This window comes from Mycobacteriales bacterium (genome assembly GCA_035533475.1).
In the GTDB taxonomy this organism is placed as follows: domain Bacteria; phylum Actinomycetota; class Actinomycetes; order DATLTS01; family DATLTS01; genus DATLTS01.
This window is the reverse complement of the sequence record DATLTS010000002.1, coordinates 18,486-30,953: the sequence shown is the minus strand read 5'-3', so window position 1 is coordinate 30,953 and position 12,468 is coordinate 18,486. Positions and strand designations below refer to the sequence as shown.

General features: G+C 67.5%; 17 protein-coding genes. 5 read left to right on the top strand and 12 right to left on the bottom strand.

Annotation, left to right across the window (positions count from 1 at the left end; genetic code table 11):
- Positions 1-114 precede the first annotated feature (114 nt).
- On the bottom strand, positions 115-1,242 hold the full coding sequence (locus tag VNG13_00190; protein ID HVA58946.1) for a hypothetical protein: 1,128 nt from the start codon (positions 1,240-1,242) through the stop codon (positions 115-117).
- Between the two features lie 99 nt (positions 1,243-1,341).
- A complete protein-coding gene (locus VNG13_00185; GenBank protein HVA58945.1) occupies positions 1,342-2,175 on the bottom strand; it encodes a hypothetical protein in 834 nt (277 codons plus the stop codon).
- Between the two features lie 74 nt (positions 2,176-2,249).
- Between VNG13_00185 and VNG13_00180 the strand changes: the two genes are divergently transcribed.
- Positions 2,250-2,963: a hypothetical protein gene (locus VNG13_00180; protein HVA58944.1), complete on the top strand. Its 714-nt coding sequence runs from the start codon at positions 2,250-2,252 to the stop codon at positions 2,961-2,963.
- 165 nt (positions 2,964-3,128) lie between these two features.
- On the opposite strand, the gene VNG13_00175 is transcribed toward VNG13_00180, so the two are convergent.
- The 4 genes from VNG13_00175 to VNG13_00160 all read right to left on the bottom strand — a co-directional run bounded on the left by VNG13_00175 (position 3,129) and on the right by VNG13_00160 (position 4,413).
- Positions 3,129-3,512 (bottom strand): hypothetical protein, encoded by a 384-nt coding sequence (locus tag VNG13_00175; protein ID HVA58943.1) that lies wholly within the window; start codon positions 3,510-3,512, stop codon positions 3,129-3,131.
- Positions 3,513-3,791, bottom strand: coding sequence for a hypothetical protein (locus tag VNG13_00170; protein HVA58942.1), 279 nt, complete (start codon positions 3,789-3,791; stop codon positions 3,513-3,515).
- Between the two features lie 86 nt (positions 3,792-3,877).
- Positions 3,878-4,024 carry a helix-turn-helix domain-containing protein gene (locus tag VNG13_00165; GenBank protein HVA58941.1) on the bottom strand — a complete coding sequence of 49 codons (147 nt, stop codon included), beginning with the start codon at positions 4,022-4,024 and terminating at the stop codon, positions 3,878-3,880.
- Between the two features lie 242 nt (positions 4,025-4,266).
- Positions 4,267-4,413 carry a hypothetical protein gene (locus tag VNG13_00160; GenBank protein HVA58940.1) on the bottom strand — a complete coding sequence of 49 codons (147 nt, stop codon included), beginning with the start codon at positions 4,411-4,413 and terminating at the stop codon, positions 4,267-4,269.
- A 167-nt stretch (positions 4,414-4,580) separates the two neighbouring features.
- On the opposite strand from VNG13_00160, the gene VNG13_00155 reads away from it, so the two are divergent.
- A complete protein-coding gene (locus VNG13_00155; GenBank protein HVA58939.1) occupies positions 4,581-5,003 on the top strand; it encodes a hypothetical protein in 423 nt (140 codons plus the stop codon).
- Entirely contained in the window at positions 5,000-5,398 is a 399-nt protein-coding gene (locus tag VNG13_00150; GenBank protein HVA58938.1) for a DUF5615 family PIN-like protein, read from the top strand. Before VNG13_00155 ends, VNG13_00150 begins: the two co-directional genes overlap by 4 nt.
- Here VNG13_00150 and VNG13_00145 read toward each other — a convergent pair.
- On the bottom strand, positions 5,392-5,739 hold the full coding sequence (locus VNG13_00145; GenBank protein ID HVA58937.1) for a hypothetical protein: 348 nt from the start codon (positions 5,737-5,739) through the stop codon (positions 5,392-5,394). The genes VNG13_00150 and VNG13_00145 overlap by 7 nt on opposite strands.
- 106 nt (positions 5,740-5,845) lie before the next feature.
- On the opposite strand from VNG13_00145, the gene VNG13_00140 reads away from it, so the two are divergent.
- Entirely contained in the window at positions 5,846-6,304 is a 459-nt protein-coding gene (locus tag VNG13_00140; GenBank protein HVA58936.1) for a transposase, read from the top strand.
- 72 nt (positions 6,305-6,376) lie between these two features.
- Here VNG13_00140 and VNG13_00135 read toward each other — a convergent pair whose 3' ends face one another.
- The 4 genes from VNG13_00135 to VNG13_00120 form a co-directional block, all read right to left on the bottom strand.
- Positions 6,377-7,636: a HipA domain-containing protein gene (locus VNG13_00135; GenBank protein ID HVA58935.1), complete on the bottom strand. Its 1,260-nt coding sequence runs from the start codon at positions 7,634-7,636 to the stop codon at positions 6,377-6,379.
- Positions 7,633-7,920: a helix-turn-helix transcriptional regulator gene (locus VNG13_00130; GenBank protein HVA58934.1), complete on the bottom strand. Its 288-nt coding sequence runs from the start codon at positions 7,918-7,920 to the stop codon at positions 7,633-7,635. The genes VNG13_00135 and VNG13_00130 overlap by 4 nt, the downstream gene beginning before the upstream one ends.
- 214 nt (positions 7,921-8,134) lie before the next feature.
- Positions 8,135-8,554, bottom strand: a complete 420-nt coding sequence (locus VNG13_00125; protein ID HVA58933.1) for an integrase core domain-containing protein — start codon at positions 8,552-8,554, stop codon at positions 8,135-8,137.
- Positions 8,551-8,940: a helix-turn-helix domain-containing protein gene (locus VNG13_00120; protein ID HVA58932.1), complete on the bottom strand. Its 390-nt coding sequence runs from the start codon at positions 8,938-8,940 to the stop codon at positions 8,551-8,553. The genes VNG13_00125 and VNG13_00120 overlap by 4 nt, the downstream gene beginning before the upstream one ends.
- Positions 8,941-9,408: 468 nt before the next feature.
- Between VNG13_00120 and VNG13_00115 the strand changes: the two genes are divergently transcribed.
- Positions 9,409-10,362 carry an acyl-ACP desaturase gene (locus VNG13_00115; GenBank protein HVA58931.1) on the top strand — a complete coding sequence of 318 codons (954 nt, stop codon included), beginning with the start codon at positions 9,409-9,411 and terminating at the stop codon, positions 10,360-10,362.
- A 174-nt stretch (positions 10,363-10,536) separates the two neighbouring features.
- Here the strand turns inward: VNG13_00115 and VNG13_00110 are convergent, their stop codons facing one another.
- Positions 10,537-12,207 carry a hypothetical protein gene (locus VNG13_00110; GenBank protein HVA58930.1) on the bottom strand — a complete coding sequence of 557 codons (1,671 nt, stop codon included), beginning with the start codon at positions 12,205-12,207 and terminating at the stop codon, positions 10,537-10,539.
- Positions 12,208-12,468 lie beyond the last annotated feature (261 nt).

Sequence of the window (12,468 nt, the reverse complement as noted above, 5' to 3'; positions counted from 1 at the left end):
CGCTGCCCGGACTGCAACCTGTTCAGCCGCCGGCTGGGAGACGGCGGCCATTGCCCCAACTGCGACGAGCCAGTGCTCGTCCAGGAGCTATTCAGCCCCATCCATCAAGCACCGTCACACACAGAGAACTTGACAGGCCCGTTCCGCCGACGAGGCGACGGCAAGCTCGGTGAGCGGCGGCCCTGCGTCCGCGAAGCCCACTGTCGAGGAAGCCTGCAACACCTCCTCCTGGGCGTTGTGACCGTCTGGATGCGTCCTGTCGGACATGCTCCTAAGACCTGGCTGGGGCTTCAACTGCCGCGCCTGCCATCCCAACTCGCGGGCCTCCGATGCGCGACCCGTCTCCTTGCACAGGATCTGCAGCCATTCGGCGACGGCGTCGCGATCCCGCACCCCCGGGACCGAGAATCCCTGGCGCAGCAACACCTCGGCCTTGGCGTAGTTCTTCGGCCGGCTGGCACAGTAAAAGTGGCAGGCCGCCCAACCGATCCAGCCGAACCCCCAGCACGGGTCGGCGTCCAGCCACGATCGAAACAGCTCCTCGGCCTGGTCGGTCTCACCGACCTCGAAGTAGGACTCGGCCAGCGCCCGGCGCCGGTTCTCGACCAGTAGCTGGTCCTGGTCGGAGAACCTGCCGAGCGCCGCCTCGCACACGGCGATCCTGGCCCGCAGCAGCGCCCGGTCACGAAGCCCCGCGTTCCACAACGCGTCCTGCAGATCCTGACCCCAGTTGTAGAGGGACTGGGTCATCGGAAAGCGATCGTCGAACTCATCGATGGAGTCGATGTCGGCGGCGTCGCAAAGGCTTAGCACGTCGGACCAGGCGTCCAACCAGATCGCAGCCCGCGTGAATTCATCGGGCTCGTGGTAGCCGGCCTGGATCTTGTCGTCCACGAGCTCGAGGCAGGCCTGGTCCGGCCACCACCGCTGCCAGAGCGCGACCAGGCAGATCCAGATCCACTCGCCCTGCACGCGCTCCCGGTCGTTGCGAAAGCCGCAGCTCTCCATCAGCGGCCGCGCCACCTCCTCGGCCGACAGTGCGCCCTCGCACAACCGACGCAGCCCGTCCCGGTCGAAGTCGAATCCGAAGCCGCGCAGCTTCCCCAGCAGCTCCTCGTCGCTGAGCTGCGCCGCAGCACAGCGCAGGGGCCGGTCACTGTCCTCGATCAGACGGCGGTAGCTCTCGTCGGAGAGCCTGCGCTCGTCACAGATTCGATCGAGAGTGACCCAAGACATCTTCATCGGCTCGGCGAACCTCCGGCAGGCCACGCGGCAGCGGGTCGACGAAGACGCTAGCGGCTTCCCGCCACCGGAGCCGGCCCGACCTCAGTTTGGGGGGTCTCATCCTCGCCGAGTCTGGACGAACACAGACAATCGGGGCCAGAGAACGCTCGCCTGATGGCCAACCGAGTTGGGGCGCCGACACGAGGCCGCTGGCAGCTGTGTGCGACGGCTCACCGGTGGCATCCGCAGCAGCGTTTGAACTTCCGTCCGCTCCCGCATGGGCAGGGGCGTTGCGCGCCACCCGGACGGGGCTGCCGCCGGTGACCGTCGTCCGGCCGCTCCGATCACGCGCCGAACGCACCCGCTGGCGCACCGGCCCGATCCGGGTCCCGAGCTGCGGATGTTCGGCGAGGAACCCCGACAACCACTCGTTCGCATCCACGATCTCGTCCGGCTCATCGCGCTCCTCGGCGACCTGCACCGCCTGCTCGTAGGCTGCCAGCGCCGCTCAAGGTCACCGAGCGCCGCCAACGCCTCCGCCGACTCCACCCAGGTCGATGGCAAATCCGCCCACCGGCCCATGTTGTTCGCGATCCGGGCCCGCGCCGCCTCGACCCGGCCGGCCCGGGCCAGTCCGCTCGCCGCCAGGCACGCATACAGGCTGTCGTGCCGCTCGTCGATCCGGCCCACCGTGTCCGCAACCGTCACCGCCTGCTCGACCAGACCCGCGTCGGCGAGCAGCATCGGCAGGTTGAGCAGCCACTCGTCGAACCAGTACCCGCAGTCGGCGCAGAACCGGGCGAACTCGCCCGGCGTCGCGAAGCGGGCCGCCAGCTCGAGCGCGAGCGACGCCTGCGCCGCCAAGACATCCGGCTCGGCGCTCAGCCAGTCGGCGTCGGCCGCCGCGTCCAGCCGGTCGAGGAGGTCTGCGACTCGAGCCGGCGCCGGCACACCGGAAGGACAACCCGGCGACACGCCCGCCGCCCTGCCGGTCGAACGCCCCGGCGTGGGCTACAACAGCAGCCATGACCGCGGACACTCTCAGCCGTGATGAGCTGCTCAGCCGGGTACGGCAGCTACGCGCCGGTGGGCGCTCTCCCAAGGAGATCGCCCACGCCCTCGGGCTGCGCCCGGCAGTCGTCGCCCCAGTCGTCCGCCAGGTCGCGGCCGAGCGAGCGGCGCCAGGTGAGCCCGGCGTCGCCGGGTGCTGGGTGAGCACCGGCTGGGCCGCAGGCCTCAACATCGTGGGCCACGCCGACTGGCCCGGGCTGACCGACAATCGGACCGCGGGCAGCGGGCTGACCGGCGTCCTGGTGGCCCGCGATCGCCCGGCCGGGATGGTTTCAATGGACGGATATCTGGTCGACGTTTACTGCCTCGGTGTCAAGGACGGCCTGGGCGCGCGTCTGATTCCGCGTGCCGACCTGGCCGGAGCCGTCCGGCGGTTCTTCGCCTCCTTCGACACACCGGCCCTGCCCGCACCCCTCGAGCTTGCCCAGCAGCTGGTGTTTGGCGCCGTCGACTACGCGCGGCGCCTCGGCTTCGAACCGGCCTCAGAGTTCAGATCCGCGGCAGAACTCCTCGGGCCGTGGGACAGCCGGTGTGACATCCGGTTCGGTGAGAACGGCAAGCCCTATTACGTCGCCGGTCCCTACGACGACGTTAACCACATCATGCGGACCCTGCATGAACGCGTCGGAGCCGACAACTTCCACTTCATCGTGCCCGTCATGACATAGATGCGGGCTCGTTGCGGAGATACGCGAAAGATCGCTGTCAAAGGATCCTGAATCCGCGGCCGCCGAAGCCGCTGCGCAAAGCCACCATCGCACACGAGGCCGGCGAGCTAACCGCCATAACGGAGCGCACGCCCACTTGTCGGCCCATGTCGGCCGTCCTTCCTGTTACACGTCCTCGACATCGAGCATCCGCGCGGCCGCGACCGCGACCTGCTCGATGTCCGAGCGGTCCCCCGTCACGATGAGATCCCCGCGTCGACTGGCACCCTCGACGACGGCACCGTCAGTGATGTCGCTGCGCCGGGCTTCGCCAAGGAGCTGGCCCACGGCTTTCGCGTGCTCCTCGAGCATCGGCTCGACCTGGCAGCCGTCAAGGAGCTGGGCCAGTCGGGCCTGGCGGGAGCCACGCCGCCAGGCCTGCGCGAGTACGGGAGCGGGAACCGTGGGTACCAAGCCGTGGAGGAGCAGGCCTCGGTGCCGGCTCCAGATCGTCGCGTCCCCCCGCTCCGCGGCGAGCAGCACGCCGGTGTCGTAGGTGACGCCGGCCACCTATGCGCTCGCTCTCTTGGGTCGGCGTGCCTTGGCGGCCGGTCTGCGGGCGATCTTGCGGGCCCAGGCCTCGCCCTCCGCTCGCTGGGGCTCGCTCAGCTCACCAGCCTCCGCCTCGAAGGCGGAGACGCCGGCGAGACCTGCCTCGATCTTGAGCCGACGCGCGGCGGTGTCGGCAAGCCAGCCGCTGAACGTAGTGCCCTCGGCCTGGGCAGCCGCCTCGACGGCGGCGGACAGGTCAGGTGGCATGGAGATCGAGCGCTTGTCCCGGATGGCCATAGTGGCATGGTAAGACATCGGGTGGGACAAGGGAAGGGCCTTGTGCACAGCGCATCGGCCGTCGCGGCCTCGCGCGCCCTGACGTACTAGAGAAGCGCCTCCGGCGTGATCTTCCGACCGCGCCCGATGTGAATCGAGCGGACGGTCCCGGCACCCAGCAGCTCGTAGAGCTTGGTCCGACCGATGCCGAGGATCTCGGCGGCCTCGGCGGGGCCGAGCAGCAGCTTGTTCATGACTCCTCCTTGCGGGTCAGCGGGACTGGCCAAGTCCCTGGTCGTGGCCGAATTTGATGCGCGAGCGATTCGAGGTCCCAACCTGCGGTTTGGCTCGCCAGCTGCTGGGCGCGACTGAGGCCAAGTTGGTCGCGCAACGCGGCGACCAACTGTTCGGGGTCCGCAACCCCGGGGCTCAGCCCGTGGGGTACAGAAATACGATCGGCCGCCGGAGTGAGTCGGCAAAGTTCCGGCGCAGCGTCTCACCGTTCGGCGTGCCGCCCAGCGCCACCGAGATCCGATCCCATGACCACCCCGCCGAACGTGCCGCGCGCCGCGAGCGCCAGCGCGCGCTGCGCCACCCGACGCGCTTCCATGGCCGCCGACATCAGTTCTTCCACCGTCGCCACAGCCAATAACATGCCACAGGCTGTGGCATGAGATTGAGCGCTCGATCCGTCGCTCGGCCGCCAACCCGTAGCCTCGGTAACCGGGCCGCGCCGACCAGAACCGTCACGGGCGGGCGCGTCGCTGGCCGCAATGGCACCTTTGTAGTGCAACCGCTATCGTGCACTACATGAGTGCGCCGCTGTCGATCCGGTTCGACCAAGCGATCTTGGACCGGCTCCGACGCCGAGCCCGGGCCCTGCCCGGCGCCACCCCGTCCGGGCTGGCTCAGCGCCTGGTCGATGAGGGGCTGCGGATGGCGGAGCACCCAGGGGTGGTGTTCAAGGACGGCCCCACCGGTCGGCGCGCCGCGCTCGCCCTCGGCCCGGACATCTGGGAGATCGTCAAGGTAACCCGTGAGGTCGACGAACGCGGCGAGGCCGCCGTCCGAGCGGTCGCCGAGCTGCTTAACCTGCCGGCCGCGCGGATCCACTGCGCATTGCGCTACTACACCGCCTACCCCGAGGAGATCGACGCCGAACTCGAGCTGGCCGACGCCGACTCCCGCGCAGCGGAGGAGGCCTGGCGCGCCAAACAGCGGCTGCTCGCGTGAACCCGCCACGACGAGTCGCGTTGATCCTCGACGAGATGTTCTCCCCCGCCATCGCCGTAGAGCTGCGCCGGCGCGGCCACGACGTCGTCGCGGTAGCCGCCGACCCGCAGCTGCGGTCGATGACCGACCCCGAACTCTACGAGTGGGCTGGCACCAAGACCCGGCGGCTTGTCACCGAAAACGTCAAAGACTTCCGGCGGCTGCTCGCCGCGGACACCGAGCGGGCCGTCCCGGGTCTGCTGTTCACCAGCAGCCGGAGATTCCCGCGGAGCCGGCACGCGCTCAGCTCGGTCATCACCGCACTGGAAACCTGCCTCAACCAGCCCGACGCCGGCGGCAGACCTTCCGAAGACTGGCTGCCTGCTCCAGAAGGCGGGAAGATTCATGATCAGTAGCTGCTCGTTCGTCCGCCCGGGTCGGCGGCGGAGCCCCACGTTCGCCGGGGAACGGCCTTCCGGATGTTCCACCTCCTAGCCCGGAGAGGAGCACGGGCGCTCGATGAGGCGGCCGACGCGCAGCGGCTCACGCCGCGCCCGATGTCCCGAGCGTGGCTGCTCGACCTGCTCGACCTGAGGAAAATGCCTCGCAGTTCGGCGGCGGTCAGCGCGGCGAGCGGGATGTTGCGCAGGTACGGGAGCAAGTAGTTGTCCAGGTGGCCCTGGTAGCTGCGACGAGCGGACGGCCGCAACGCTGGCTTGTCCGCCATCCAGCACGTCAGCCACTGCCCGTCGTGCATGCGGTCAGGCTCTTGCGGCCTCGCGCGCTCGGGGATCGCAACTCGACGAGCATCTGGTCGGCAGCAGCCCGAGTTGGAGAGCCGCCGAGGCGGATCCGCACTTCGGGTGCTGGCCCGCCGGGTGCACCACCTAAACACCGAAATCGTTGACCTTGATGACCGACGCACCGCCCTGGTCATTCAGGTCGCTCCCGAGCTGCTCAACGCGTTCGGCGTCGGACCCGAAACCGCCGCGACCCTGCTCGTCAGCGTCGGTGACAACCCTGATCGCCTGCATTCCGAAGCCGCCTTCGCCCGGCTCTGCGGCGTTGCCCCCATCCCCGCCGGCAGCGGCAAGACCAACGGCTACCACCGGCTACACCGCGGCGGCGACCGACAAGCCAACAGCGCCCTGTGGCGGATCGTGCTGGTGCGCATGGCCACCGACCCCGACACCAGGGCCTACGTCGAGCGGCGCACCAAAGAAGGCAAGCAGAAACGGTTCATCATCCGATGCCTGAAGCGCTACGTCGCACGCGAAATCTTCCAGCTCCTACCCATCCCGAAACAGCCCTTGACGACATGAGGAGCATCATTACCGATCGCGCAGCGGCATGAGCCGGACGTCTCGGCCGATCGGTAGTGACGCAGAGCGAGGTCAGTGGTCTTGCCGCGCCGAAGGAGATCCGGCCAGCCGGTGCACTTGCACCAGGGTGCGTTGTAGCAACTCGTCAGGTACATCGAGCTGCTCGGCCGCCATGATTAGCGCTGGATCCAGGCTAGTCAGCACCCGCTCGACAACCGCCTGAGCGGCTGCGTCCGCGACCCCCCATGCACGCATCTCATCCGCAAGGTGTCGGCGAGTGACGTGCGAGAGCATGGCCTGCCCCCCGACCCACAGCGCCAGCTGCCGCGTCTTGGCGAAGAACATCGTTGGAGCGGAGTCGTAGAGCGGAGCGAGTTCGACAGTGCCGCCGCGGATGAGGAAGGAGTGGTTGCGCGCGTGGGCGTCCGTGTTACCGACGGCGACGTTGACGGTCATCAGTTCACCAAGCCGCTGCCGCTGCATCTCAACGTCGGCGGCATGGTCACGCAGAACACCGGCCAGGCGCGCATACGTCGGCGCCGTCGACGCCAGCGTCTCGTACTTTCCGGGACCGGACGGCGGGTCGCTGCCGAGGGCTTGCGCCACGTCCTCTTGGTGTATCCGAACGACACCGCCGCCGCTGGTGACACGTCGGTCGTACCGGGTGACGACAAGCACGTTCCGATCGGCCCACTTCTCGAGCGCAACCTCCGCGGCGGGAACGCCGGCAAGCGCAGCGGCCCGTTGCACGAGCGCCTCAGCGGCAGCCAACCCGGCAAGCGCCGGGTCGGTCGGTTCAGGCTTGATGATGTGGGTGCTCGGCGCGCCGGCGGACGGGCGTGCCCAGCCGTCGTCGGTGCGGACGAGCAGCAACTTTGGCTGCAAACCGCCGAGGGAAACTCGTACCTCCTCGTCCGCGCCGAGCGGGTGCTGCGGCAGCGCCTCAACGCTCGCCGTCAGCTCGTCCGCGGTCAGCGGGTGCACGTGCCCGGCGGCCGCTGGCATCTCACCGGGCGGGAGAAACGAAACAGCGCCCGCGCAGTCACGGCCGAGCGCCGCGAGCAACCCGAATGTGTCCCCGCGCCGGACGCCGAACTGCCGCTCGAGCTGCGTGCGCGTCTCGCCTTCCGGTAGCAGTCCTTCGCACCAGCTCAGGGCGGCACCGTCGGCGTACGGCTTCGGAGATACCGGCAGCGCCGTCGACAGGCACAGGGCGCCGACACCCAAGGCAGTGACCGCACTGTCCCGGTACACCAGCCGCAGGCCGCCGCGGCGGGTCTCGGTCACGTCAGCGACCGGCAGGCCTTCGAGCCAGACGACGAGTTCGCTCATCGCGGCTCCGCAACCCCGAGCGTCGACTCGGCGGAGATGCCCACGGCAGACTCCCGCACCTCAACGACGGCGGCCCGGGGCACGAGGATCACGTCGAAGCCGAGCAGCGCGAGCGCGTCCGCGTACCGGGTCAGCACGGGGTTCCGGCCCGCCTCCATGTCGATCACTGTCGAGCGGTTCACGCCTAGCCTGTCGGCAAGATCCACCTGCGTCACCGAAGCAGCTTTGCGAACCGTCGCCAAGCCGTTGGCCAAACCATTGCGGCCCCGCGGACGAACCCACACGACGCACCTCCGATGTCGGCTATGGGCAACATACGCAAGTGTACGCGGTGATGTTGCTCAGAGCCAACATTCGAGCATTGCTGGCCAATGTCGGGCACAGCCAACATCCGACGCACGTCCCGAACGCTTTTAAACACCGTTCGAAGCCGATGCAGAGCGGCACCTCCAGGACGGCCCTCCGGACCTCAAAGGACCCGTAGGGTGCATAAACTCGTCACGCGGCGGGCTCGTACTCGTGGAGTAATCCCCCGAGCAGGTCCTGTCGCTGGAGTCGACTCATTGCATCGACGTGGTCCGGCCTCGGCTTAGGGTCTGGCACCTTCAGTTCGAGCGAACGGTGGGGTCTGGCCTGGTTATATTGCCGGACGTAGATCGCGAGCACGCGTTCAAGATGGCGCGCACCGACAATCAGCAGCCAGTCCAAACAGTCCTCCCGAGCGGTGCGAACCCATCTCTCCGAATGAGCATTCGCCTTCGGGGCTTGCACCGGGGTCCGGATGATCTTCGCTCCGTCGGCGCGGAACACATCGTCGAAGTCGGCGACGAACTTGCTGTCCCGGTTGCGGATGAGGAAGCGCACGGGCCGGCCGAATTCGGCCAGTCGGACCGAAACGTTCCGGGCGGCCTGGGTCACCCAGGCCGTGTTCGGGTGCGCGGTGACCCCGGCCACGTGTACCCGGCGGGTGTCGAGTTCGATGAATACAGCGCGTAGAGCCGGCGGAGCAGCACGGTGTCGACCGTGAAGAAATCACAAGCCAGGATGCCGGCCGCCTGGGCACGCAGGAAGCTAGCCCAACGGGGACCGGCCGGCCGCGACGCCAGCCCCAATCCGCGGCGGCGGAGCACCTTGGCGACCGTGCTCGGCGACACCTTCATGCCGCACTTGCCAAGTTCCCCAGCGATCCTGGGATACCCCCAACGCGGGTTCTCCGAGGCCAACCGCAGGATCGCCTCGACGATCTGCGGATCGACTGCCGGACGACCACTTCGCCGATTCGGGTAGGTCCACTTGCGAGCCACCAGCCGCCGGTGCCGAGCATGCCCTCTGGTCTCGCCCTCGGGAGCAAGGTGAGAGGCGACCACGCCGAACTGTGGCCAGAGGTTGCTGAACAACTGGAGACCCAGGTCGGGGATTTGGTATGCGCTCCAGTCACAACCGGTGAGTGCGCGCCCCCCGATCTGCGCCAGGATTCGCGTCTCGGACGGAGCTCCACCGGGCCGCCTCCGACGCTGAGGCCCCCGTTCGTATGCGGAGACGCCACCTCCTGCTGCGGTTCACCCGCAGGCCGCGCCCTGAGTCTCGATGGGGCCAACCGCCTGGCCCTGCCCAGCCACCGTAATCGGGTTCCTGGCCCTCATTCGGTACGCGGCGACCCGCATCGTTATCGCCGGTGCAACCGTAGCCGCCCGGTTTGTCCGCCGATGCCACCGTAGGTTACGGTGGCGTAGGTTACGCGAACGTAGAAAATGAACCCGTGAAGGAGACCGATGGATCTGCTCGCCGAGCTCGAACCCGTAGTCGCGACGAACCTGGACCGTCACTACTCGGCGGCCAAAGAGTGGATGCCACACGAGTACGTGCCGTGGGGTCAGGGGCGCGACTTCACTGCTGAGCCGTGGCAACCCGGACAGTCGACGCTCTCACCGGTCGCGCAGGTGGCCTTCGAGGTGAACCTGCTAACCGAGGACAACTTGCCGAGCTACCACTACGAGATCGCGACCAGGTTCGGACGGGATGGCGCCTGGGGAACCTGGGTGCACCAATGGACCGCCGAGGAGGGGCGTCATGCGATGTGCCTGCGCGACTTCCTCCTCGTGTCCCGCGGCGTCGATCCGGTCGCTCTCGAGCGCGACCGGATGCAGCAGATGAAGACCGGCTACCACGCGGGCGGCAAGAGCCCGGCCGAGGTCCTCGCCTACGTGTCGTTTCAGGAGCTAGCGACCCGGATCGCGCACCGCAACACCGGCCGTTTCACCGGCGATCCGCTGGCCGACAAGTTGCTGGCCCGGGTCGCCGCGGACGAGAACCTGCACATGATCTTCTACCGGGACCTGGTCCGTGCGGCACTCGAGTTGGCGCCGGACGAAACGATCGAGGCGATCGCCGGCGAGGCGATCGGCTTTCAGATGCCAGGCACCGGAATCCGCGATTTCGGTCGCCGGGCAGTCCAGATCGCCCACGCCGGCATCTATGATCTGCGCATCCACCACGACGATGTGCTGTGGCCGCTGCTGCGTTCCTGGAACCTCTTCGAGCTCGAGGGGTTGTCAGCCCGAGCGGAGCAGGCCCGCGAGCGGCTAGCGGCGTTCCTTCGCGACCTCGACGCGATGGCCAGCGAGATACAGTCGCTGCGTTCGCAGCGGCGGACGGCGCCGCCAACAGGGCGAGCCCGGGAACAGTCCGACGTGTGCCAAGGTGGCCAGCCCACGTGGGCGGTCTAGCCCCAATACCACTGATCCGTGACCGGGACACCAATTCCACCCGCGAGTTCGACGACGTCTTCCGCGCCGAAAGCCTGCCAATCATCCTCACGCTGGTGCGCTCGCCTCGTGTGAACGCCTATGCCGAAAGGTAGGTGCGCACCGTACGCACAGAAGCCGTGGACTGGCTGCTCCTCATCGGGGGCATACGCGGAATACCGCTAGGCCAGCTGTTGCCGCTGCCAGCGCCCAGATGGCGAGTTGGACGGAGCCACCGGTCTGCGGTAGCGAGCTACCTTCCGGCGAGGAGCCAGCCGCCCTGGCCGCCACCGATACGGAAGCTGGATTGTCCCTCAGTGCTATGGGCGTCGTACCCGATGCAGGCAGCGGGTACGCACCATTCGTGAACTTGAGCACCATCATGCCGTTGTCCTGACACTGCGCCCAGAGTTCGTGACTACCGTCCGCGGCTGTGTAGAAGCGAACCTGGGATGTGCACCAGTCCGCGTTGATCACACTGCCGCCGATGTCCCCGTGAGCGTGCTCCGAGCCCCAAAGCTGGGGGTCTTTCGTCAGTTGCGCCGGCGGGTTGAAGTATGCGATCTCCTTCGGGTGATAGGGATCCCGAACATCGAAGACCCGGATACCAGAGTTGAAGAACCCGCAGGCCAGCGCGGTGGTATTGACCCGGGTATCGACCTCGCAGTAATGGCTGTCGTAGCAGAAGATCACCTGGCCCGAGCATTCAGGGATGGTCGTTGCGCAGTTGGCTGGTTGGTTAGTCTGCAAGGTCAATTTCGAGACCAGCACCGGGTGTCGCTCGTCGGTGATGTCATAGATCCGAGGGATGCCGTATGGGAGCAGTCCTGACGCGCAGGAATAGGCGTATCCGGATTGCATGGCGAGCCCGGCGGAGCCGAGCTCGTCCCACACCATGAGGTACTTCCGGCTGCCGATGGTCACCGGGATTGTCCCCTGCGCCTCCGAGCCATCCGACCAGTAGACGTGACTGACCTCCCGAACCTGGGGATGGGGCCGCCGGAACTGAATGTCACTGATATCGGCTATCACGAACCCGTTGGGATGCGAAGCGAGAGCGGCCGGGGTAATGGAGGTGGTCACGAAATAGCCGCGGGTTCCGTCCGTGCTGAACGACATCCCATGCGTGCTCGCACTGTCTGGTGCGGTCCAGGAGAACATGTACTTCGGGTGGGTTGGATCAGAGACGTCGATCGCGTGGATGCTTGTGCCCGCGGAGTCCGCCCAGTAGGTGCGTCCGTCGGGCTCCCACTCCCCCTCGTGCCCTTGCGCGGTGGTGGGCATCGGGACGCTGGCCAGGAGAACGGGATGGGCGCAGTCGTTCTTGACGCTGTAGACGTCGAAGGGGGTACCGGACTCCAATTGCCCGGCCAAGAGTCCGCGCTTCTGGTTGACTTTCAGATCCTCCCAGGGGTGCAGCATCGCGGGGCTGGCGAGATACGCCGTCGGGGTGGGGTGACTCGGATTGGCCACGTCCAAGACCACGGTCCCTAGATGCTGCTGCGCGCCGACGTGGGTTGGCCCCTGACCTTGATTGTCCGCTGTGTCGTAGTAGTCGCAGGTGCCGTACCAGGCGTTCTGCCAGCTAGCCCCTTCACCCTGAGACTGCCCGATCAGTTGGAGGTTGCAGGAGAACCCCTGGAACCCGGCGGCGCGGTTCGCCAGTGGGACCTCGCCCTGGAATCCAGTTTCGGGGTTGCTGCCTGCACCGCAATGCGGCCGGGGCACGTTTTGGTAGTAGCCCGGCGAGTTGAGTCCGCCCCCCGTGAGAGCGGTCCCACCGGCCGCCGGCTCGACAAGCATCGTGAACCCGAGGAGAGCGGTCATGCAGGCGAGCACAGCACGCCTGGTCCCGGTAGCCGCGAGCCACATCGGCAGACACCTCCGGATCGAAGGCCGCCCACACTAATTACCCCGGGTACTTGCGTCCCCCCAGGTAGCCGGAAACCCCAACATTTTGCGCTAAACGGTTGAAGCCGGGCGCCAAACGGCAGCACCTGCCCCTACCGCGCGTCCACCTGTGCGGGTAATCGGGTGACCAGCATATGGAGGGCTCGAGCCCGCGCAATTCGGTCGCATTCAAGATCT